Consider the following 25376-nt stretch of genomic DNA (forward strand, 5'->3'; position numbering starts at 1 on the left):
TGAGTATGTAATCAACTTATTATTGACAAGTAATTATGGAAGAAACGTGTGTCATTACCATTTTTCATGAAGAAAAAGGAACCTAAATCAGAAGCGTATTGGATGTATATTGAATTACCTTGTGCTTCTTTTGGAATTAGTTGTTTGGTGGATACTCTTTTATCTAAACCTACCCATTTTTTATTATAAAATAGAATTGGTTCATTGTCGGGATTATCATCTTTATAATAATACATTCTAATAATATATTTATTGTTGGAAACCCATTCACTAGTTTTTTGCAATTTTGATTCAAACCCAATATGTACGTTATCTTTATTTCTTAACAATGGATGGTTGCTTGGAATTTTAATAATCACATAAAAATTTTTGTAATTAGCATCAGTATACATTCCAGTAGATATAGTACTCTCGGTTATTAATGCATTATAAGAATCAACTACAAAGGGAGTTATATTATCAAATAGATTATCACCTGATCTTTGATCCAATGGATTATCCTCATATTGTATGTATATATCTTCTACCACAAAAATGTAGAATAATACAGATGCGTTTAAAAACAATAATATAATTAGAATCTTTTTCCTTAATCTCATCTTATTCCACCTTAATATATAGTTATACTATAAACTTTTTTATTATTAGAGTTAATGATTATCATGACGTTACAGTCTGCGTCTTCATAAAAATATTTATGAAATGAATTGGTAAAATCTTTATTTATCAGTTTCATATTATTAACTTGGGCTATTTTAAGTGCTTTGGATTCAGACATACCCTGTTTTATATCCTTATATCCAGTAGTTGTGATTTCCAGTGTTTTTCTGGATGAACCATTTCCGTCAGTACCATCAAACCAAAATTGTACTTTTTCTCCAAGTACGTTATAATAAACAATATAGTAAGGAAGATCATTGGTCTTTAATAAAAAAGTATGTACAGGCTGAATACCATAACTTTTACGAATATCATATTCAGATACTTGTAAGTAAGTATATAAATCTTGTTTATGATAAGTAATTGAAGGTCTTCTACAAGTAGAATCATTAAGTCCTAGTAATCCGATTATAAATATCATAATTGCAGAAAAAATAATTACAGGTTTGCTTTTTTGGTTGAAATTATTTATCTGAAGTATTCGTGCATTAGCTTCTGAACGATCATTTATAAGGGCTTTAGCTACAATGGTGTTATTGATTTTTGTTGAAATATTTAACTCCAGTATTTGTATCAGAGTAAGTCCATAAGTTTTATATTCATGTCTACCTAGATATTTCAATACGCTTTCATCACATGCCAATTCACAATCTTTTTTACTTCTAAAGAATACGTACCATACTAAAGGATTAAACCAATGTAAGATACATACCAGCATACCTAAGATATTAAATAATACATCATATCTTTTTATATGAACCATTTCGTGTAGAAATATGAATTTTAACTCATTGTAGTTTAAACTGGTAATGATTTCTTGGGGTACAATTATTTTGGGAAATATAATCCCATAAGTCATAGGTGAAGATAAGTTAGAAGAAATATATAGTTTAATATTTTTCTTTGTATTTATCTGACACTTACATTCCTTCATAATTTTTAGCATATTTTCATTGGTACTTATATTGGAATTTCTGAAAAGCATTGTTAGGTTTATATTAATATAAATAAAAATCAACAAGAAAAATAGAATGCCTATTATCCATATGATTGCAAACTGATGTTTCCAATTTATGGAAAAAGCATTATTAACAAATGAGTCTACAGGGATGTTATCGCCAATAAACTCAAAGCTATCATAAGAAGTACCTAATCTGCCTAACAAAATATTACCTTTATCAAAGCTTAATCTTTTAACTATTCCTAAGTTATACAGAGATAATACATTTTCAAGAGGGCTGGTGGGTATCAGTAATCTTACTATTAGTACTGACCATAGTGTATAGACCCATCTAGATGTAAAGTTTCTCTTGAATATATGTTGCAGTGTTAGAATAATGAGAATAAGAATAATACCTTTGATTGAGGTTATCATACATACATTAAATAAATAATCTAGATTCAGCATACTAATCACCAATATATATTATATAAGAAATAGCTGAAGAATCAATAGGTTTGGAATAAATTGTTATAAAAATATCAGGTGGAGATGATACATTAATTCTTCCGGAACCAGCAAAATGCTTACCACCTGTTGAAGTCTCTTTTGCTTTTTTTACATGAAAGTACTACTTTTTAAGCATATCAAATTAAATTTTTTTATCTCATTAATTGAGGATAAATGCCGATATATAAAATAACTATTGAATCAAAAACGGAGTTGATTAGGTTATGAACACTATATGGGATGTAACAAGTACTACCTTCAATATTGACGATTCTACCAAGAAAATGAACTACAACAATGATAATGTTACAGGACTTGTGAAGGATAAAAATGAAGCAGGTACATTGATAGAGGTTATGGGTAGGGATATTATGGTTCCTAATAATATTGAAATAAAAGAAGATATAGGTGAAACATGCAGCTTTCAGATAGAAGAAGCTAAAGGAGATAAGATTAGTTTGAAATATATTTCAAAAGAAAAAGAAATAACAAGAAGAAACAATAAAATGTCATCTTTTAGAGATATATGGAACAAAAATACGCCTATGAGCAAAGAAATGATGGATATAATCACATCTATGAAAAATAAAGATAAGAGTACCATAGATGAATATAAAGATATAATAAATAGTACTAAAAAACAACTAGAGATACTATTATCAAAAGTAACTGATGAGGATATAAAAGATATTATTAGCAAAAGCTACAATCCGGAAAAAATGACCATAGATTTATTTGAAAAAATAGTATCCAAGAATAAATTAGCAGTAAAGAAAGATGATACAAAAAAAATAAAAAAAGAAATTAATAAAGAAATTGAAAGATACGCCAAGATTTTTGGAAGTAAAGAAGAAATAAAATCAATAATAAACAAACTAAAAGAAAAAAATCTTCCTGTTAATGAACACAATATTATGAAATTGAGAAGTGCACTCAATAAGTATGATGCAATCAAACAATTAAAAGAAGAAGCTATATTAAATGTCCTTAAAAACAATATAGAAATGACAGTTGAAAAACTATATGAGGCGAAATATACTAGCGGAAAATCTAATAGTGCTAATAGTTCATACGGTAATAACTCTAATAATCAAAGTGCACCTATTACAAAGGATGAGTTAAAAGAATTAGAACCACAGATAAAAAATATACTTAAGAATAATGATATTGACCCTAATGAGAAAACTATTAAGGCTGCTAAAACCTTAATTCAAAATAATGTAGAAATAGATAAGGCAAATATTGAAAAATACCTATACCTAAAGGATATTGAAAATAATATTAAACCAGAACAGATTATAGATAAAGCTGTTGATAATATTATAAATAACAAGAAAATAGATGACATTGAATTCAGCAATAATATATCCCAGCACAATAAGGTCATAAAAAATGATAAATCAGATAGATTAAAGGCTAAAAAGACCATAGACAATCTACCTAACATAAAAGATGAACATCTTAGGAAACTTATAATCAAGGGAAAAACCATTAATCTAGACAATCTAGAAAAAGAATATGAAGATAAGTCCGTCAGTGAAGAAAGAGAAACTAACTTATCTGAAAATCAACAAGATAAATATATAACAGCCAAGAGACAGCTTGAAGAGATTAGATTGAAGATGACTATAGAATCAGCTAACAGGATGTTTGATAATGGAATAAAAATTGATACAGCACCACTGAACCAACTTGTTGAAGAGCTTAAACAACTAGAAAGAGCTGACATAAAGAATGAACTGTCATCAGTAGGAGCTAAAATATCAGATTCTAATATTGATAAGATGAATGAAGTGTTAGAGACAGTTGAGAAAGCAAGAAATACATCTACCAACATATTAGGACAAGTAATGAAAAAAGCAGTAGATTTTACTATAAAAGCTATAACCAGCGATAATAATGACATTACTAATAAGAGTAATATGCTGCAAGAAATGTATGATAAACTGGGAACTAAGCCAAGAGCAGATCTTGGAGATAATATTAAAAAGACTTTTAATCAGTTAGAGAATCTTCTAAAAGAGTTAAATATAGATATTAATACTGAAAATATAAGGGCAGCTAAAATTCTAGCCCACAATGAAATGGAAATCTCAGAAAGTAATATTAATAATATAAAGCTTCTGGATCAACAAGTAAATATTGTGTTGAACAGACTTCATCCTAACATAGTTGCACATATGATAAAAGATAATCTATCACCAGTAGAAATGAATATTAATGAAGTTATTAATTACATGCACAATTTTGATGAGCTAATTGGAGAGGACTTAACAGATAAAATAGCAGCATTTATAAATGAAATGGATAAAGACAATACTCTATCTGAAAAAGAGAGAAAAAGTATGATAGGTATATATAGAATGCTTCATACCATATCCAAATCAGAAGGAAGAGCAGTAGGATTTCTAGTAAAAAAAGATATGAAACTATCTCTCAACAACCTTATGGAAGCAGCAAAATATCTAAGAAAAACTGGTGGAAAACGTACAGATATCAATGTGAACATAGATGACAATTTTGGTACATTAGAGAACTTGAAATATGATAGTGAATCTATTAGAAACCAGATACAAGAAGCATTTGAAAAAGCTGGTTTTGAGGTTAATAAAAGCAATATAAAACTTATGAAAAGCATAGAAGAGTTTCAGCTACAGATAACAAAAGATAATATAATCGATATGCAGTATCTTGAAAATAACATAAAAGAATTAATTAGAAAATCATCTCCTGATAATCTAAAAAAATTATTAGAAAAAGATGGGATAATGGATAAACCCATTGAAGAAATATTAAATATGATAGATGAAAATGAAATACAAGAATTGGATACCCATAGAATAAGAGAACAGCTTAACCAAGTGAAGAATACATCCTCAGAATCTATTAGATTCTTACAAAAACTACAATTACCTGTTAACCTGAAAAATCTAACTACAATAAGTAATCTATTGCAGGATAACAATGAATTGAGTAATAAGCTAAAACATCTTATGGGAGAATTCAATGATGCAGATATTAATAACGAGATAACTAAAACTTTTGGTGGAATACTTAGTCGTCTTGCCAATGGAGAAGAAATATCAAATATCTACAATGAAATACAAGAAGAATTAAAAGAGATTAAAGGAAAGTCATTTGAACTTAATCCAAATAAGAGACCTAATATAACTAATGATCTCACAGAGATAAATCGGATATTAGATATGAACAAAGAGATGGAAGACAAAGAAGATTATTTTCAGATACCTATATTACTCAATGGTGAGATGACTCAACTTAATATGTATTACATAGACAAAGATAAATCTATTCATGAGAATTCAATGAAAGTGTTGTTATCTCTTAAAACCAAAAATCTTGGAATAGTCAATACATTAGTAAAAATGAATGATAAAGATATTGAAATCAATATATCATCTACTAAGGTTAATGAAACAAAATATTTGATGGAATATAGTAAAGAACTAAAGACGATGATAGAAGATATGGGTTATAATGTATCTCCAATAAAATATGATAATCCACAGATTGAAACACCACTGGATTTTAAACAGCAAGTGAATAACAATACATCCAATGATAATAAAATGGGTAATTTTGAAATGCTTATATAATAATTTTACAAAAGTTATTAGGTAGTTAATGTTCAAAAAGGAGTGGTTATCATAGAAAATACAGGTGTGAATGAAAATAATAAGCAGCAAGCTAAAGGTGATATTTATATATTGGCTAAGAAGCTAGCAGAATTTATAGGTAATTTAGATGAAAACAGGAATCATAGCAATGATGAATAATGCCTAAGGGTTTTATTGGGGTATGTCTAAATAAATTTTGAAAAAAGTCGATAAAATATATGTAGTCAAATTAGAACAATGAAACAAAGGGCAGAGTTAATTATATAAAGTATAGTAAATATAAATAGTATTTTAATCATTATAAGTAACAGTAAAAACCATAAAAATTCTAGAAAAATGGAAAGTAAATCTTTCTTATATAATAAAAAAGGGGTGTCATAATGAGAATTAATCACAACATACCAGCACTTAAAGCTTTACATCAATTATCAATGAATAATTCCAAATTAGATAAATCATTAGAGAGGTTATCATCAGGGCTTAGAATTAACCACTCCTCAGATGATGCAGCTGGACTTGCTATTACTCAAAAAATGGATACACAGGTAAGAGGATTAGAACAAGCAAAAAGAAATACAATGGACGGTATATCTCTTATTCAAACGGCTGAAGGGGCACTCAATGAAGTACATTCAATGCTTCAAAGAATAAGAGAATTATCAGTACAAGTTTCTAATGGTACATATGATGACGAAGATAGAAGAGCTGTTCAAAAAGAAGTAGGACAGCTACAAGAAGAGATTCAGAGAATTTCTGATAACATTGAGTTTAATGAAAGAAAATTGTTAAATGGAGAGATTGATAGAAGAGCATTTCCTAACTATGAAAATATTGCTAAGATAGTATCTTTAACCGATACTGTTCAACCGGGAGATTACAAGTTGAATATTACATCTGATGCAACAAAAGCAACCATTGGTGGAGGGGCTACAACTGTAACAGGGTCAACAATTGACGAAGCTGGAACGATTAGTCTAAATGGTGAAGAAGTTAAAATTGAGGCTACCGATACTGCTGATATCGTTTTTGATAAATTACGTGCACTGGCAGAAAAAGTTGGAGCAAATTTAACAGCTTATACTGATAATACATATACAACACAAGCCCAATATGAGTTTGGTGGAAATAATATGGCATTGAAATTTGAATCTAATTATTATGGTTCAGACTATAAACTCAATATTCAGGGTTCCATGAATCTAATGAATAAGTTAGGGTTATCTACCCAAGAAGTTAAGGGAAAAGATGCAGAAGCCAGTATTGATAGTAAAAATAGTGATTTTTCTTCAACAGCTACTGTTTCAACGAAAGGTAACATAGTCACTGTAACTGATACTAATGGATTTGAAATGAAATTTGAAGCTCAAGAAGGTACTGTAGAAAATAATGATGCTTATAAAGCAGGGGTAGTTGCTGGTGGGGGAACACAACAAGCAGAAGATGCTACAAAAGCTTTTATGGATGCTTTAGCTACTGGTAAAAATATATCAGAGGCTAAAGCTGTAGCTACTAGTGTAAGTACAGCTACAATTGCTACTGCAATAGAAAACGCAGTGTTGGGTAAAGGAGATGCTGCGGTAGGAGGAGGAGATGTTGCATCAACAATTAGAACTGGATTAAGCACCAATCCAGCTACAACTGATAAAGAGATTATTAATGATCTTACGTCAATAACACCTCCACTGACTCCACAAGAAGCAAAAAAAGCATTAGCCACTTACAAAGCTACCGTTTGTAATCAAACAAATATCAATGTCCTAGACGCAGGTCCCCTAGACCTTCAAATAGGAGCTAATGAAGGACAGTTTATGGAAGTTAGAATACCTAACTTATCACCAAAAGCATTGGGTATAGATACACTGAATCTTTCAACTGCTGATGGTGCACAAATTGCAATAGGCATTGTTAGTAACGCGGTAAGCCAAGTATCATCCATTAGAGCTAAACTTGGAGCTTATCAAAATAGATTAGAACATACAGTTAATAACTTAGGTGTAGCTTCAGAAAGTATAACAGAAGCCATGTCTCGTATTCAAGATGCAGATATGGCATTTGAGATGGCTCAATACACTCAGAGAAATGTTATAGCTCAAGCAGGAACTTCTATGTTAGCACAAGCTAACCAAAGACCACAATCTATCCTACAATTATTGCAAGGATAAGAAAATAGATTATAGCAAATAGTTAATAATATATCCCGAAAGGAATGTTATAATGGTAGAAGATGCAGTAAAAACATATCAGAATAAAATCATTAATGCAAATAGAGAACAGCTGTTAATAATTACCTATGAACTATTTATGAGTGAGATTGATAAATCCATTGAAGCTATTAACAATGAGGATGAAGATACATTTAACCAATGTATGACCAAAGTTCACAAATTACATAGAGAATTAACGGATACCCTAGATATGTCCTATGAGATATCAAGGTATTTATTATCACTATATATTTACATGAATAAAAAGATGATAGAAGCTTCAATCCAATTTAATTTAGAACCTTTGATAGAAGTTAAGAAACTGGCTAATATACTATTAGATGGTTTCAAAGAAGCTGCAAAAGGACAAAATAGTAAATCACTTATAAAAAATTCACAGAAATTATATGCTGGTCTTACATATGGAAAAGGTACTCTTAATGAAACAATAATAAACGAAGTTGAATCCAGAGGATTTAAAGCATAGAAATAAAGTAATAAAAGAGAGAAAGATGCTGACGTAATAGTTAAGTATCTTTTTTTCTTTCTCAACCTATTAATATTATTTTCTTAAAATACCTAAAAGACTTGAACTATTGTAAATATATGGTATAATAGTAATCAAATGGAAATAATTTACAGATAGGAGGGGGAACATGGCGGAAGCACGTTATATTATATCGGATGCATCAAAACAATTAGATGTAGAACCCCATGTACTCAGATATTGGGAAGAAGAATTAGAGCTTAATATCCCTAGAAATGAACTTGGACATAGATACTTTCGAGCTGAGGACTTGAATATATTAAAGAGCGTAAAAAAACTAAAAGAACAAGGACTACAATTAAAAGCTATTAAAATGATGTTGCCAGGGATTCTAGAGGAGGACAAGCTGTGTGAGGAGGAAGATACCCCTAAACAGGAAATACAAGAAGTATCTAAAGCAGTTCCTATGGAAGTATCGGGATCGGGAAGTAGTAAGGTACAGCAATTCCAAGAGTTCCTCCAATGCGTTCTTGAAGATACATTAAAAGAAAATAACCAGATATTAAAAGAACAATTAACAAAAGAAGTATCAAGCGAAGTTAGATTCCTATTGGAAGAGCGTGAAGAGAAGGAAGAAAAAAGATATAAAAAGCTAGATGAAACTATAAGAGAGATGCAAAAAATGAGGCAAGAAACAGCAACTTCATCAAATAGAAGATTTTTTAAATCTAAAAAATCAAAGGGGTAGGGTAGTATTTTATATATTAAAAAAGGAGCTGACATTGATGTGACCCCAATAAGTTAGACTTTATAGCGAAACAGTTTATACTGTTTCGCTATTTCTTTATACAGCCAAGAGGTTGAGCCTGTATTCAACAGGACTCATCCATCTTAGTTTTTCTTTAATTCTTTTCTCGTTATAATACTTTATGTACTTCTTTATAGCTTTCACTAATTCGTCATAGCTATAATAGACCATACCATAATACATTTCTTGCTTCATAATACCAAAGAAATTTTCCATTACTGAATTATCATGACAGTTACCTTTACGGGACATGCTTTGGAAGATTTTATTCTTTTCTAATATACGAGAATAAGCCTTCATCTGATATGCCCACCCTTGATCTGAATGAAATGTTCGTCTGTATTTACAAGCGCTTGTAATGACTATGGCTTCATTTAAAGCATTCATTATACTCTGTGCAGATGGACGCATAGAAATACCGTAACTGATTATTTCTCTATTGTACAGATCCATAAAGGGATCTAAGTATAGTTTCTTGATTATCATTCGGCCTTTGTCATCGATGTTATAGTATTTAAATTCAGTGGTGTCAGTTGTAATCTTTTGATGTGGAACATGTGTCTCAAACCTTCTACGAATTTTATTAGGTGCAATCCTACCAACGTTTCCTTTATATGAACTATATTTACGGCTTTTTCTAGTAAACGAAGAAACTTGAATACCTAGTTTCTGAACGATTCTTTGAACACATTTCTTATTTACAGTAATCCCTTGTTTTCTCAAGGTTCCATGTATTCTTCGATAACCAAAATCTTTGTTTTCTTTTCTAATGGCTAGAATTTTTTGCCCAAGCTCCTCATCTGGATTCACTCTATCAAAACGTTTTTACCAATACATATATGTTGATTTTGGAAATTTCATTACAGCGAGAATATCTTTTAGTTTGAATTCTCCTCGGAGGCTGTGGATAATTCTCGCTGTTTTTTCAGAAGAGTTTCCTCTTCTAAACGCAGCCTCCTCAGTTCTTTTAAATAGGCATTTTCTATTTTAAGTTTGAGTAATTCATTTTCAAGTTGTTTTACATGCTCTATGCTTGTAACTACTGATTCTTTCTCGGATTGTTCATTTGGTGTTGAGTTATTTGATTTTTTCACTGTTTTTTTTCGTCCTTTTCGTTTTGATCTTAAAGCATCAGGACCTACAATTCTAAAATCATTTACCCATTTAGTAATTAATGGTGGATTATTGATTCCAACTGATAGAGCTAAATCCTGATAAGAAACTTCTGTTGTTAAGTATAACTCTACCACATGGAGCTTAAATTTAAAAGTATATGTTTCATTTTTTCTAGAACGTCTTAACCCTTCGTCACCAAACTCTTTATATGCTGCAACCCATTTTTGTACCATTGCTCGTGCTACACCATACTTTTCTCCGATATAACCAGCACCACCTTCACCTGATAGATATGCTAGTACAACTTTTTTCTTTGTTTCATAACTGTGTTTTGCCATAAAAAACCGACCTCCAATAAGTTAGATTTTTGGTCTAACTTATTGGGGTCGGTTCACATATAGCTCCTTTTTAATATTATTTATTATTCTGGTTGTGGAGCGTCTACTGGACAAACACCTGCGCATGCGCCACACTCGATACAAGTATCAGCGTCGATAACATATTTTGAATCGCCTTCTGAAATAGCGTCTACTGGACATTCTGATTCACAAGCCCCACATGAAATACATTCATCATTAATTACGTATGACATATTAAAGCACCTCCTGATTTTATTTATAAAACTTACAGCTACATTTTAATATATTAATAGCCATAATACAAGCATTAAATTAAAAAATAACAATAATTTAATTTAATGCTTATTTACTTAATTAAATTACCAAAAAGTTATTAATCAACTGGTTACAACACCTAGATTATGTTCTTTTATAATACTCATTGCTTTAATAACTTCTTCCTTGGTAGGCTCTTTTGTGTCTCCAAGTTCATAAGTATATCCTAGTTCTTCCCATTTGAATTCACCCATTTTATGAAAAGGTAGAAGTTCAATTCTTTCTATATTATTGAAATTACTCAAAAATATAGATAAGTTTTTGATATGTTCTTCATTATCACTTAGTCCTGGAACCAATACATACCTTATCCAAACAGGTTTATTAAGCTCACCTAGATAATTCATAAAGGATATAGTAGGGTCAAGGGACACACCTGTAATATATTTATATCTATCACTATCATAACACTTTATATCCAGAAGTACTAGATCAGTATAATCCAGTACTTCTTTTGTGGTGTCATTAAAGATATAACCAGAGGTATCAACAGCTGTGTGAATTCCTTCTTCTTTACATCTTTTGAATAGCTCTGTAACGAATTTTCCTTGAAGGAGCGGTTCACCGCCTGTAACAGTGACTCCACCGCCTGAAAATTTCATGTATGATTTATATTTCTTGATTTCTAGAATTAATTCTTCTACAGTCTTCTCTTCGCCATCACCTAGTTTCCAAGTGTCTGGATTATGGCAGTATTTACATCGCAAAGGGCAGCCTTGCATAAAGATCACGAATCTTATACCAGGTCCATCTACAGTACCACAAGTCTCAATAGAATGAATTTTCCCTATTACACTCATTGCAATAACCTCCTTAGGTATGGCTTAACACATTGTTTTACGCTCTTTCATGGAATGTTCTATGAATAACATCTAACTGTTGTTCTCTTGTTAATTTGATGAAGTTAACAGCGTATCCAGAAACTCTTATTGTTAATTGTGGATATTTTTCTGGATGATCCATAGCATCTATTAATGTTTCTCTATCAAATACGTTTACATTGATATGATGACCTTTATCATGGAAATAACCATCTAATAGACCTACTAAGTTACTTACTCTAGTTGTCTCATTCTTACCAAGTGCTTTTGGTACGATTGAGAAAGTATATGAAATACCATCTTCTGAATGCTCATATGGTAATTTGGCTACTGATGACATTGAAGCGATTGCTCCATTTTTGTCACGTCCATGCATTGGGTTAGCACCTGGAGCAAATGGATCTCCACCTTTTCTACCGTCTGGAGTACTGCCAGTTTTCTTACCATAAACAACATTAGAAGTAATAGTAAGGATGGACATAGTAGGAACTGAATCTCTATAAGTCTTATGTTTTCTTAGTTTGTTCATAAAGTTTTCAACTATTTCACTTGCAATATTATCAACACGGTCATCGTTATTACCGAATGCAGGATAACTATCAGCTTCTACTTCGTAATCTACAGCTAGACCTTCTTCATTTCTGATAACTTTGACTTTTGAGTGTTTTATAGCTGATAATGAGTCAGCTACAACTGATAATCCCGCTATACCACATGCAGAAGTTCTTAGTACATCTTTATCATGAAGTGCCATTTGTAATTTTTCATAGCAGTATTTATCATGCATGTAGTGAATAATATTTAATGTATTAATATATAATTGAGCTAACCAATCAAGTATAGCATCAAATTTTCTTGTAACTTCATCATAATCAAGATATTCAGAAGTCACAGGAGCGAATTCTGGTCCTATTTGGTCTCCAGATTTTTCATCTCTACCACCATTGATTGCATATAGTAATGCTTTTGCAAGGTTTGCTCTTGCTCCAAAGAATTGCATTTGTTTACCGATTTTCATAGCAGATACACAACAAGCAATACCGTAATCATCACCATACCATGCTCTCATCAAATCATCGTTCTCATATTGAATGGAGCTTGTATCTATAGAAACTTTTGCACAGAATTTCTTGAAGTTCTCAGGTAATCTTTCAGACCATAAAACTGTTAAGTTAGGTTCTGGTGCTGGTCCTAGATTATTTAATGTATGAAGAGTTCTAAAACTGTTTTTAGTTACTAGAGTTCTACCATCAATTCCCATTCCACCAATAACTTCTGTAACCCATGTTGGGTCTCCAGAGAATAATTCATTGTAAGAAGGAGTACGTAGAAATCTTACCATTCTAAGCTTCATTACAAACTGATCCATTAATTCTTGTGCTTCTTTTTCAGTTAGAACGCCTGTATTTAAGTCTCTCTCAATATATATGTCTATAAAAGTAGAAACTCTACCTAATGACATTGCGGCTCCATCTTGTTCTTTTATAGCTCCAAGATATCCGTAATAAGTCCATTGAATAGCTTCTGCCGCATTAGAAGCAGGTTTGCTGATATCATGTCCATAAGTGGCAGCCATCTCTTTTAATTGTTTCAATGCAACGATTTGTTCTGAGATTTCTTCTCTAAGAACAATGACATTTGGTTCCATGAAATCCATTTCTAATTGCTTTTTCTCTTCTTGTTTACCAGCAATTAGAAAATCAGTACCATATAGAGCCACACGTCTATAGTCACCAATTATTCTACCTCTTCCGTAAGCATCTGGCAACCCTGTAATAATACCTGAATGTCTTGCTTGACGCATATTGTCAGTATAAGCATCAAAAACTCCATCGTTATGAGTCTTTCTATACTTTGTGAAAATTTTATCAGTTTCTTTGTCAAGTTCATAGCCATAAGCGTTTAAAGCATTTCTTACAACTCTGATACCACCATTAGGCATTATACCTCTTTTTAAAGGTTTATCAGTTTGAAATCCAACAATTTTTTCTAAGGCCTTATCTACATAACCAGGACCGTGGGATGTTACTGATGAAGGAATTTTTGTTTCTGCATCTAAGATTCCTTTTTTATTTTCTTCTTTTGTTAGTTCACATACTTCTTCCCAGAGTTTTTTTGTGTTTGCTGTAGGTCCCTCTAAGAAAGAATCGTCACCGTCAAATGGTTTATAGTTTGTTTGGATAAAATCTCTTACATCAATATTTTTTTCCCAATTTCCAGGTATAAAATTTTTCCAATAATCTTTCATGGTCAATGACCTCCTTCTAGCTTTATATTAATATACAGTTACCAAAGTTATTAATTGCTATAGTTATTATTAGCTATATATATTGAACTTAAACATCTATACAACCATTTAAATAAGTTCAATATATTTCTTTTATAAGTTGAATAGCAACATATAATTAGTAAATACATTTTTAAGTGATTTTATAACTCAGTAGTTAATAAAATTATATTATGTAAAACATGATGTATAATTTATAGTTATATTATATATGGATACTGTATACACGTCAAGAGATTTTTACAAAATAATCATTATCATTTAGTAAAAGATATTGATAAAAGATATTGAACTTAAAAAAATAGAATGATAAAATGTATTATATAGTTTAAACATGAGAAGTATTCGAGGTGAAATTAATGGAGAAAATAGAAACTAAGTATCAGAAAATCAAAAAGGATATAGAAAATAAAATCAATACTGGAAAATTCAAGTCCGGGGAAAAAATACCATCTGAGCGAAAATTATGTGAGTTGTATAATATAAGTAGGATGACAGCAAGGCAAGCTGTCAATGAACTGGTGAAAGAGGGTATTGTCTATAGAGAAAAGGGTAGAGGTACTTTTGTTTCATCACCTAATTTTCTCCAAAGAAATGTTAAAAGCTTTACTGATACCTTAAGAGAAAGAGGATTTAATCCCAGTACTAATATCATTGAATTTTCAACGGTTTATAATCTTAGAGAAATCAGTAATATAATGGAAGTACCCTATGAAACAAAATTTTACAAATTAAAAAGATTGAGGTTAGGGAATGAACTTCCTATGGCGTTAGAAACAGTATATATTCAAAAAGATAGATGTCTTGGACTTCACAAATACGATATCAGCAAATCCTTATATGAAGTACTTGAAGAGAATTATGGATATAAAGTGGAGAATATATCTTGTGATATTGATGCTTGTATTGCTAATAATATAATGATGAAAGTATTCAACATGAAAAAAGCTAGAGCATTGTTAAAAATAACAGGCATAAGCTATACAAGTAATGGGGAAAAATTATTCTATGAAGAATCTTATTATAGACCAGACTTATATAAATATCGTGTTGACATTTTTAGAAGAACATAAATTGAAAGGACTAAAATATTTTTAGTTATTGTATTAAGAAAATATGTGGAAAAGTTGGTTTAATTACAATAATTTTATTGTAAATAATTAGGATTTATATTATAATGAATTAAAATTTGATATTGTACTTCAAATTTTTAGCAACAAAATACTTCAGATTAGACGTTTATAACGACTAATACTATTAAAAGGAGGTAAATGCTATGGCAAAAGTAACTAAAGACATGATAATCGCTGATATTATTGCAGTAGATCAAAATATCATTCCTATTTTAATGGAAGCAGGTATGCATTGTATTGGCTGCCCATCTGCTCAAGGGGAAACATTAGAAGAAGCAGCATTTGTACACGGGATGGATGTAGATGAATTAATTAACAAGATCAACACTTTTTTAGAATCTAAAGAGTAAATAAAGATAGATATAAATTTAGGTACCCTTATACGTATTAGTAGGGGTACCTTATTTTTGTTTATAAATTAGATAATATTTGAATTGCATTATTTTTTATGATAATTTCATGATGTTCTTCATAAAATGTCTCCATTATATTGGTAGCTGTTACCTTGTTCCCATATTCTGATAAGAAACCATTAAGACCTATAAATGCATCATTCTCATTATCTGATTTGTGGATAACAAGATAATACTCATTTATGGTTTCATCTTTATATAATGAATTAAGACCATTATAAAGTGGACTTATAATTTGGGCTACTTTAATCACTTCGTCAAGAGATTTAAAGGAATAAATAATCTGTTTTGTATTGAGAGTAACATTGATTTCTTTGTTCACTGTCTGGTCGTTATTATCTGCAACTTCTTTTTTCTTAAAATTACGTATGTTCTGCTGAGGAATAGAAGCCAATTTATCATCTAATTCTTCAGGATTATCAACTTTAGTAATTATTAACATTATACTTTCTTTTGAAAGGGGTATTGCCTCAATCATTAAAGGTACATTATCTGCTTCAAAACCAAATTCAACAGAAGCTTGTGCCATCATATCTTTAAATAATTCTTGTGTCTTCTCGGTTCCATATGCAAGTTCGCTGATCTTTATCTGTCTTTTTGTCAAATCTGTTTTATTTAAAGTACATCTAATCTGAGCATTACTTATCTTTTCAATTTTCATATTATCACTTCCTTAATACTTGACCTATATATGCTTAAGTTTTAACCTAGCATATATCATTTAATCATTTATATATTGAATTTCATGAATCCGATAGTTATAAAACCCAATATATATTAATTGCCTGCCTACATATTAAAAAAGAAAGTTACAATTTGAGATTTCTTATTCAAATCACATATTATCTCTTATGTATAGTATAATAGAAAGTGGGGTAAAATGTAAAGAGGATATTGCTGTCATTTTATAAACGAATGTTTTTTTAAAAAAATTAATAAATGTTCGTAAAACTATTGATTTTATTTTCTTTTTCTGTTAAAATTTTAAAGGATTATGTTTATTTATCCCTATAAATTAGTTATAGAAAATTCCTTCTATTAAGTATATGAAACAGAACCATTTTCATATGCGTCAAGGAAACTTTTTTAACGACTGAAACTTCCTACGGAAGTCGAGGCATAGCCTCTTTTCTTGTATGTGTTATTGAAAATATTTTATAGAAGGTAATAGTATGGGTAATAATAGATATAATGTGATTGAATTATAAGATGCCGTACCAGGTAATTTTAATCTGGTACTTCCATATAGATTTTTTATACGGGATGGAATTGAAATTTTATCACGTATAGAGTTAACTAATAATTTAGAAACTGGTATCAATAATCTTTTTGCAGCTGGTGACGGTTAGGAGTAACAAGAAATTTTGTTTGAGTTTCTGTATCAAGTGTCATTGCTGCAACAACAATTCTCTCTAGAAAGGGGAAATAAATATGTCAGCAAAAGTAATTATAGGAGCCCAATGGGGCGATGAAGGAAAGGCTAAAATCATTGATATTCTATCAGAACAATCAGATGTAGTAGTACGTTCTCAAGGTGGAAACAATGCAGGTCATACAGTTACAGTTAATGGAGAAGTTTATAAATTTCATTTAGTGCCATCAGGTATTCTATACCCAGGAACTAAATGTGTTGTTGGTAATGGTGTTGTTATTGACCCAAAAGGAATTCTAGAAGAAATAGCACTATTACATAACAAAGGTATTTCTACTGAAAATTTAAGAATAAGTCTTAGAGCTCATATAGTAATGCCTTATCATAAAACTCTTGATGGTATCAAAGAAGAGTATAGAGGTAATAGTGACATTGGAACTACCAAAAAAGGTATTGGACCATGTTATATGGATAAAGCAGAACGTTCAGGTATCAGAATGTGCGATTACCTTAATCCAGAAGTATTTGAAGCAAGAGTTAGAGAAAATGTAGAATTAAAGAATTCTATTATCAAAAATGTATATAACAGTGACATTCAATTTGATGCAGATGAAGTTTTAGAAGAATACAGAGGTTATTTAAAACAACTTGAACCATATTTTGCAGATACTACAGTTATCGTATATGATGCAATAAAAGAAGGTAAGAAAGTATTATTCGAAGGTGCTCAAGGTACATTGCTTGATATAGACCTTGGAACATATCCATATGTTACTTCATCACACCCAGTTACTGGTGGTGTTTGTGTAGGAGCAGGAGTTGGACCTACTTTGATTGACGATTGTATTGGAGTTATGAAAGGGTATGTTACAAGAGTAGGAAAAGGACCTTTCCCAACAGAGTTATTTGATGAAATGGGAGAGCAGATCAGAAATGTTGGACATGAATTTGGTACAACTACAGGAAGACCTAGAAGAACTGGATGGTTTGATGCTGTAATTGGTAAATTCGCAGTTAGAACAAGCGGTCTTACAGCTATAGCCCTTAATAAAATTGATGTATTAGCTAACATAGATAAAGTTAAGATTTGTGTTGCTTATAAAAAAGATGGCGAATTAGTAAAAGAATTCCCAGCAAGTCTTGAAGATTTAGCTAAATGTGAACCAGTGTATGAAGAAATGGATGGTTGGGGAGATATCACTAACATTCGTTCATATAATGAGTTACCAGAAACTGCAAAAGCTTATGTTAAGAGAGTAGAAGAATTATGTGGTGCTAAGGTAACTATGGTTGGGGTAGGACCTAACAGAGATCAAAATATTTATGTAGATTAATTGCAATATTGCTATAACAATCCCATTATATTAGGCAGGAGATACTTAATTTGTAAGTATTTCCTGCCTAAATTTATTTGTGCAATTAAATTATTATAATAAAATATGAATGTAAAATATTTATTACCATTTTCTGTGATATCGATAATAAGAATCTATATTATCAATTTTTACTTTTACATCATCTGTTTTGACAGTACCATTACTGTAGTTAACGGTAAATCTAAAAGTAATGTAAACGGCTGTATCGTTACCCCATTTATTAATCATGGAATTATCCCATAGTTCCCCATGCCAGTTGGTTTTATTGGCTGATTCTAGGTTCGTATCATAAGCTGTATCTAGAATTTCAGTTTCCACATTACCTGCAACAACATTACTGTCCGCATCAATTTCAGTTGTATCAGCACTTACAATAAAACGTTCTCCTGACCAATATGTATCACTGTCCCTAGGACTATCATCAGTTTTTGATATTGCTCTATTGTATTTGAGTCTATTCTCATCCCATTTAGGAGTATGATTCACATAGCCATCAATAGTTAATTCATATACTTTAAATAACATATTAGCATTTGCTACGCCTCCGTTACCATCATCTATATGTACTCTTATCTCATAATCACCGGACTCTATATTATTCATTAGATTCTGTTTGATTAAATCATAAGTTGTGCCTTCGGGATTTGATATTACTCTTTTGCTGATAAGTTTGTTGCTATCCTTGTATAAATCAATATCAAGTGTTAAAGTATCCAAATCAATATCATTAACTATAATATTAGCGCAGACATTATCTCCTTCGTATATATAACTTGGTTCAGTAGATTGAATAATTACTGTAGGTGGTGTATTATGAGTAAATTCAAAAATATTATCTTGGGTTTCCTGATTATTGTTTGGGGTTCTAGCTGTAAATCTAGCTGTATAAAAATCATCTTCTATATATTTTCTTTCTTCTTTATAAGTTAAAGACCAATATTTCTTGTCACCTTCTGTTTTGATACAGGATAAATTTCTTGTGCGTTCATATATGGTATCCTTAAATAGGGTGATAGTGACGGTATTTACATATTTAGAGGTACTAGCTTCTATTAAAGTTTCCCTGTCATAGGTAATTTTATCTTTTTGAATTGTTCCCTCTAAATCTACAGGAGTTTCCACTCTTACAGTAAAATCCTTACTCCTTTTATTATTACTATTATTGCTATCAACGGCAAAAAGTTTAAATAGATAATAACCGTCGGGTAATGTTGAAGGAATATTATAAATGACATCATTCCAATTATAATTTTGACCATTTTTAATTGCATATGATGTAATGGTTTTGTTTGGTGTTTTGATTGTGTTTCCATTGTACATAGCCATTTCTATATGATGACTATATGGAAATCTAGTCTTTATATCATATGCTAAGAGATTTTCCGATGCAGGTATACTGTTCAGACTAAATTTATCTAGAGCAGTTTTTAATTTTGCATCTAATATCTGTGGTGGTGGAGCTGTTGGTAAAGTAAATTCTTTTATACATGGTAAACTCCATGTGTTTTCTAAGTCTTTTACAATGTATTCAACAGTATATGTTGCCCCTGGTTTCAGATTATCAGGGATTTTGTAATATTTTTCTATAGGACGTGTTTTGTCCCAATATACAATTTTACGTTCTATGATACCTTTTTGTGGATGGCTGTATTGATGGTCTAGGTCATACGACCCGTCTTCCCATGTTGTTTCATATACTTTAGTAGCCGGATTGTATATCCAATCTAAGTTAAACTGTGCAATGGGTTTACGGTGGATATTGATTGAAGTCATGAATACATTGGAATATAATTCATCATCCTCATAACCAGTGATACTGTCCTTTACCCTATGATAAATATCTAATCGTCCAGTTTTATCAAGGATAGTTGGTTTGGTTGCTATCCATTCTTCATCTTCATTGTATTGTGATTTACCGTAACTGAACATTCCTAGGGAGTTATCATAGTAGTTTGGATTATGGATGTATTGGAATCCGTTTTCTTTTAACTCGTCCTCTTCTGTTTCTAATTCTACCGTTTCAATGTTGACACTGCTTCCTAGTTCCACTAAATAATCAGAAGAAAAAGGATTATCTTCAATAATATCATCTAAGACGTTATTAATGCTACCTAAAATATCATCAGCACTATAGTAATGATTATATAAGCTGTACTGGCTCTTTATGCTATTATTACCTATAAGTGTTACATTGAAATCATGCTCTTTAGCCAAGTCCTCAAATTCCTTAATTGGTGTTAATCTGTTTTTATGTTCAGATGGTGGAGTTGTATTAATGCCATTTTCTGATACATAAATGATATACTTGTCGGCTTCACTCCTAAAATTTTCAACAGGTGGTTTTTGACGAACATACTTGTAGATATTACCGCTGTAATATCCAGTATAATTATTAACTTTTCTATTATCAGAATGCCATACATCAACGCTGCTGCAAACATTTTTCGTACGTGTACGAAATTCATAGTTTCCACAATCCCAAGCACCATACATTTCTACTAGTTCTTCATAAGAATAGTAATCACAGTGATAATATTTATATCGTTCAGTAACCGTATGGCATTCTTCCTCTGTAGTATAATAACCAAAATCATGCCAGTACCAGTTGTTAACTACATTAGTTTGATTTAGTGTTCCTGAATAGCCACTACTAGAGTATGGTATAGAATTTTGAGGGTATGTACTTCCAGTATTTTTACTTGTACTGGCAGGAGTAGAATATTCATAACATTTCATATCCCATATCTTAATAATAGGGTTAATACCTTGGGAACGTAAGTAATTGTTATAATCTATCCTCTTGCTTTTAATATCAGCCTTTTTGCTGTCTGTAAGATTCTTGTCTAAGGAGATAATAACGTCTACTTGTGGGAAGTTATAAGGTATATCTAAATGAACTTCGGTTAAAGGTCTTAGATTCTCCACAAAAAAGTCTCTTATAACTTCATTAGTTCTTTTTTCTGTACCATCTAACCATTTAATTAAGGTTTCCTCTCCGAAGCTTTCTTCAGCTGTTATAATAGCTCTGTAGTGTCCAAGCTCTGTTGGTGTATAACTAAAATCATCTGTTAAAGTTGTATTAAGTACCTCTTTTTCATAAGTACCATCTTTGTCTTGGTCTTTTAAAATCTTAATTTGCTTGTTAATTATGGTATCCCCATCTATAGATTCAGCACCAAACTCCATTGATAAAGCTTCACTTCTTGATAGATAATTATTCCATATATCAAAATTCATAGCTGGTTTATGGTCTTTCGTCACAACCAAAGGAAGATTATAGGTACTGCTTCTACCTGACCTATTGGTAGCTGTACAACTAATCTGATAAATACCTTCCCTAGAACTTTGAAATATGTGATTTTCTTCTTGCCGTTCATAATTTAACTTATTCATATCACTACCGTTCAAGGCTGTTATCTCGTATGTATAGCTTGTAGGATAGTGTTGCAACAAGTAAGGGTCGTTAGCAGTATCAGATGTATTAAGTACTCCAAATTTACGATTTTCTTTCTGTGTTCCTTGTAATGTAAGCTGTGCTTTTGGTTTAGTATTATATACTGTTACCCACTTCTGAACATGACTTTCAACATCATCTGAACTAGTTGCAGCTACCTCTATGAAGTGAACTTCTGTATTATTATCACTCTCTATTGCACCAAAAGTAAAACCACCATTGAAAAAATCATTTACAGATACATTTATTGGTGTACCATCTATAGTCACCTTCAATAAGTTAATATCTTCTGCTTTCATATCACCTATGGTTGCACCATATGGTTCAATATCAAAAACCTTTCTTGGTAACTCTACATCAATTTCAACGGTCTTTTGGGGTGTGTATGCCTTCATTACATACACATTTTTATCATATTCAGCACTTCTTTTACTATCATATACAGTTTGTTTTACATGTATTTTATATTTTTCTTTGTTTTTATCTTTTGCCATATTATATAACAGATTATTTATTGTTTGATTGTCTATAGAAGAATTATTATATTCTTTTACAACTTTTGCTCCATCTTCTCCAGTAAGTTCAAATTTGTATTTTTTAATGTCACCTACTGATAAGTCCTGGTATTTGAAGTTATCAGCTTTTAAAGGGGTGGTATCATTCCAATTAACCACTGATGCTACACTGAATTTACATACTAAATCATCACTTTTATTGAACGGGATTACGAATTTATCAAGCTTTCTCTTATTAACTTTGTCGGTATCATCATCATAAGCATTGTCTGATTGTGGTTTCCCATAAGAAACACTTGCTATTCCACTAACCGTATAGTTTCCGTTATCTGAAATTATATTACGTGGTATATCAAGGGAAACAGTACCCTTATAGGTGTTGGTAGCACTGTTTCCGTCAAATGTATATGTAGTGTCATTTAATTGCAAATTGTAGTGACTAATATCCCTACGAGTATAATATATTTCACGCTCAATAACGTTATTGTAATAAGCTTCATCTTGTAAGGTTATTGTTACATCAACATTCACCTTGACCTCATCTTCTCCAGGATTAATGATGTACTTTCCTTTATTAAGTATGTTAATATCTAGCGTAACAGGGGTCTGCTTACGTCCTGTACGCTTTTTAAGGGTGAATGTCTGATACCAATAACCAGTACGGTTTTTGTGCCACATTTTGGCTTCGCCATAGCTATACAAGGTGGAAGGTGTAAGCACGTTAGCGTAATCATAGGCATTTTGACTTGATGGGTTGCTACCGTTCTTAATTTCAAAAGGGAGTCCCTCATTAATCCATTCTTGGATTTCTTGCCTATTATTACTGATAGCTTCATCATTCCAACCACTTATCTCGCCATCTTGTTTTTTGGCTAAGATAGGATTCGCCCAGTAATGATACTGCCATGTCTTTTGCTCTGCTTTTCGGGTACTAGCTTCATCTACTGGAAAGGACTTGTTTGTGTGACGGATTCCATCTACAGTGTATCCATGATAACGGTACTCTCCTTTTATTCCGTCCCTTGTATAGTAAGGTGTTGTAATACTTGGATCGGGGTTTTCGGTGTAATTCTTAAAATCATTATCTGGTACATAACCATAGTGACCATAAACACCAATATTTTTGTCAACCCATAATTCTGTATTAAACCATAGCTTTGTTTCTTTTCCACTTATATTGATTTTTATATAAGGCTTATTTTTATAATCAGGTGGCAAAGATAGGGTTTCAAAGGGTATTTGCCCCGACATATACTCATAACTCAATGGGTTGCTGTTCGCTATAGCGAACGTTTTATATCTAATACTTGTAAATAAGATACTAAATATAAACATCATTAAGCCTAATTTTCTGAATGTATTTTTCAATTTCTTCACCTCTATTTATAGCTTTCAATTCTTTAGTTTGAAACTTGGTGATACAATAGTTAATACTTCAAATTTATAACTTGCATAGATAATTCATTGGTTTTATCAAGTTCATTAACATAATGTAGACACCATAAAGACCAATACATTATATAAAGTTTTTTACCTTTAAAATCATCTAAATTATATACTTTCCGTTTATATCTTAGAATGAGAGTTTAGATGCTATTTATTCCATTTTTTTAAAAAATCAGGTGCATTTTCCTCTACAGGATAGAAATGCTCAACTTTTCCACCTTTAATTGTAATATCAAAGGATATTCTATGGTCTTTGTCAACTTCAATGTACATTTCTCTATCATTCATCTTTATGGTGTAACGGTATCTATCCACGTCCATATTTTCAGCTATTTGTAATATTTCTTTTATGGTGTCTTTCATGACTTGAAAGTTGTTTTCGTACAAGTAATAAATCATTGTATCAAACATTTTTTCATATTTAGTAAAGCGTTCCATGTAGGTCATGTCATGTATTTTGTAATATAGTGAAATACCGTAAGCACTAGGGGTCTTATGTTTACTATGTTTGACACAAAAACCAACTTCTTTATTTTCTATAATGTCTATATCGTAATCGTCTACTGTTCTATCAACAGTATCTACGCAATCATAAATAATACCTAATGGGTGTTCATTTTTGCCCGATTGAGCTAAATGTACATACCCTGTATTATCCTGATATACCTTATCCATTGCATACAATAGCTGTAAAGCTGTAACCTCTCCAGTAGGACATTCATAGACTCTATACTTATGCTTTACCTCTGTAGCTATACGTTCATCTTGATTTTTATAATCTCTATAACGTATTACATCAAAGTACATCTTTCCATCAGCATCTTTCATAATATCATTTTCTGTAATCATTGGTGGAATAAATATAGGCTTTCTATAAGATTTATCTAATAATCTTACTATTACCGTAACAGCTTCAGCTCTAGTAGCATTACCCTTAGGGTCAAAACCATCAGGCTTACCAGTAATTAGACCAATGCTATAACAGTCTACAACGTTTTTCTGATATTTACTTTCAATAATATTAAAGTCAAGAATACAACTTTTTATAAAATCCAAGTTTTGCTCTTTGTTTTCATTCTCCATATCTTCAATCTGTCCAAGCGCCCTAGTAGTAATACTCGCCATTTCCTCACGACTAATAATTCTATTATATCTATCAAATTGTCCATCCTGAACAATAGATAACTCCAATGCCTTATTTATATAATTAGTAGCCCAATAACCTTCTGCATTCTTAATATCCGTATAACCTAAACCAGTCACAACAAGTTTGATAAAAGCATCAACATTAATATTCTTATCTGGTTTAAATGAACTATCTTCATACCCATCAACAATACCTAATCCAACTAATTTTTCAATATTATCCTTAGCCCAATGACTATTAAGTACATCATTAAAATAAACATCATCTACTGCTTTTACACACGTAGTGTTTGAGATCATAAGTGCCATAGTAAGTACTAATATTACTTTTTTCATAAATTATCATCCTTTGTATGTTTGATTTTTTTAATATAAT

Annotated in this window: 16 protein-coding genes and 1 pseudogene; 8 read left to right on the top strand and 9 right to left on the bottom strand. The window is 31.0% G+C overall.

Going from position 1 to position 25376, the window contains the following annotated elements:
• Positions 1 to 11: 11 nt before the first annotated feature.
• Positions 12 to 599, bottom strand: coding sequence for a hypothetical protein (locus AACQ14_RS00145; RefSeq protein WP_339361535.1), 588 nt, complete (start codon positions 597 to 599; stop codon positions 12 to 14).
• 11 nt (positions 600 to 610) lie between these two features.
• Positions 611 to 2068, bottom strand: coding sequence for a M56 family metallopeptidase (locus AACQ14_RS00150; RefSeq protein WP_339361536.1), 1458 nt, complete (start codon positions 2066 to 2068; stop codon positions 611 to 613).
• A gap of 266 nt (positions 2069 to 2334) precedes the next feature.
• Here AACQ14_RS00150 and AACQ14_RS00155 point away from each other — a divergent pair, with 266 nt between their 5' ends.
• From AACQ14_RS00155 to AACQ14_RS00175, 5 genes are all read left to right on the top strand, one after another.
• On the top strand, positions 2335 to 5727 hold the full coding sequence (locus tag AACQ14_RS00155; protein ID WP_339361537.1) for a DUF6240 domain-containing protein: 3393 nt from the start codon (positions 2335 to 2337) through the stop codon (positions 5725 to 5727).
• A gap of 42 nt (positions 5728 to 5769) precedes the next feature.
• A complete protein-coding gene (locus tag AACQ14_RS00160) occupies positions 5770 to 5907 on the top strand; it encodes a hypothetical protein (protein ID WP_339361538.1) in 138 nt (45 codons plus the stop codon).
• A gap of 221 nt (positions 5908 to 6128) precedes the next feature.
• Positions 6129 to 7910, top strand: coding sequence for a flagellin N-terminal helical domain-containing protein (locus AACQ14_RS00165; protein ID WP_339361539.1), 1782 nt, complete (start codon positions 6129 to 6131; stop codon positions 7908 to 7910).
• Between the two features lie 52 nt (positions 7911 to 7962).
• Entirely contained in the window at positions 7963 to 8439 is a 477-nt protein-coding gene (locus AACQ14_RS00170; protein WP_339361540.1) for a flagellar export chaperone FliS, read from the top strand.
• A 169-nt stretch (positions 8440 to 8608) separates the two neighbouring features.
• Positions 8609 to 9187, top strand: a complete 579-nt coding sequence (locus AACQ14_RS00175; RefSeq protein WP_339361541.1) for a MerR family transcriptional regulator — start codon at positions 8609 to 8611, stop codon at positions 9185 to 9187.
• A gap of 96 nt (positions 9188 to 9283) precedes the next feature.
• On the opposite strand, the pseudogene AACQ14_RS00180 reads toward AACQ14_RS00175, so the two are convergent.
• The 4 genes and pseudogenes from AACQ14_RS00180 to pflB form a co-directional block, all read right to left on the bottom strand.
• Positions 9284 to 10701: pseudogene (locus AACQ14_RS00180) on the bottom strand (IS3 family transposase).
• Positions 10702 to 10784: 83 nt separating this feature from the next.
• Entirely contained in the window at positions 10785 to 10955 is a 171-nt protein-coding gene (locus tag AACQ14_RS00185) for a DUF362 domain-containing protein (RefSeq protein ID WP_293755715.1), read from the bottom strand.
• Positions 10956 to 11099: 144 nt separating this feature from the next.
• A complete protein-coding gene (pflA, locus tag AACQ14_RS00190; protein WP_339361542.1) occupies positions 11100 to 11837 on the bottom strand; it encodes a pyruvate formate-lyase-activating protein in 738 nt (245 codons plus the stop codon).
• Between the two features lie 37 nt (positions 11838 to 11874).
• Positions 11875 to 14106 (bottom strand): formate C-acetyltransferase, encoded by a 2232-nt coding sequence (gene pflB / locus AACQ14_RS00195; protein ID WP_339361543.1) that lies wholly within the window; start codon positions 14104 to 14106, stop codon positions 11875 to 11877.
• Between the two features lie 398 nt (positions 14107 to 14504).
• Here pflB and AACQ14_RS00200 point away from each other — a divergent pair, with 398 nt between their 5' ends.
• Both AACQ14_RS00200 and AACQ14_RS00205 read left to right on the top strand, forming a co-directional pair.
• Positions 14505 to 15218 (top strand): GntR family transcriptional regulator, encoded by a 714-nt coding sequence (locus AACQ14_RS00200; RefSeq protein ID WP_339361544.1) that lies wholly within the window; start codon positions 14505 to 14507, stop codon positions 15216 to 15218.
• 203 nt (positions 15219 to 15421) lie between these two features.
• Positions 15422 to 15628, top strand: coding sequence for a DUF1858 domain-containing protein (locus AACQ14_RS00205; RefSeq protein WP_339361545.1), 207 nt, complete (start codon positions 15422 to 15424; stop codon positions 15626 to 15628).
• Between the two features lie 61 nt (positions 15629 to 15689).
• Here AACQ14_RS00205 and AACQ14_RS00210 read toward each other — a convergent pair whose 3' ends face one another.
• Positions 15690 to 16352, bottom strand: a complete 663-nt coding sequence (locus AACQ14_RS00210; protein ID WP_339361546.1) for an adaptor protein MecA — start codon at positions 16350 to 16352, stop codon at positions 15690 to 15692.
• A 770-nt stretch (positions 16353 to 17122) separates the two neighbouring features.
• Between AACQ14_RS00210 and AACQ14_RS00215 the strand changes: the two genes are divergently transcribed.
• Positions 17123 to 18397, top strand: a complete 1275-nt coding sequence (locus AACQ14_RS00215; RefSeq protein ID WP_339361547.1) for an adenylosuccinate synthase — start codon at positions 17123 to 17125, stop codon at positions 18395 to 18397.
• Between the two features lie 123 nt (positions 18398 to 18520).
• Here the strand turns inward: AACQ14_RS00215 and AACQ14_RS00220 are convergent, their stop codons facing one another.
• Positions 18521 to 23776 (bottom strand): Athe_2463 domain-containing protein, encoded by a 5256-nt coding sequence (locus AACQ14_RS00220; protein ID WP_339361548.1) that lies wholly within the window; start codon positions 23774 to 23776, stop codon positions 18521 to 18523.
• Between the two features lie 225 nt (positions 23777 to 24001).
• Positions 24002 to 25336 (bottom strand): S-layer homology domain-containing protein, encoded by a 1335-nt coding sequence (locus AACQ14_RS00225; protein WP_339361549.1) that lies wholly within the window; start codon positions 25334 to 25336, stop codon positions 24002 to 24004.
• Positions 25337 to 25376 lie beyond the last annotated feature (40 nt).

Source organism: Vallitalea maricola (assembly GCF_036985595.1).
Lineage (GTDB): Bacteria > Bacillota > Clostridia > Lachnospirales > Vallitaleaceae > Vallitalea > Vallitalea maricola.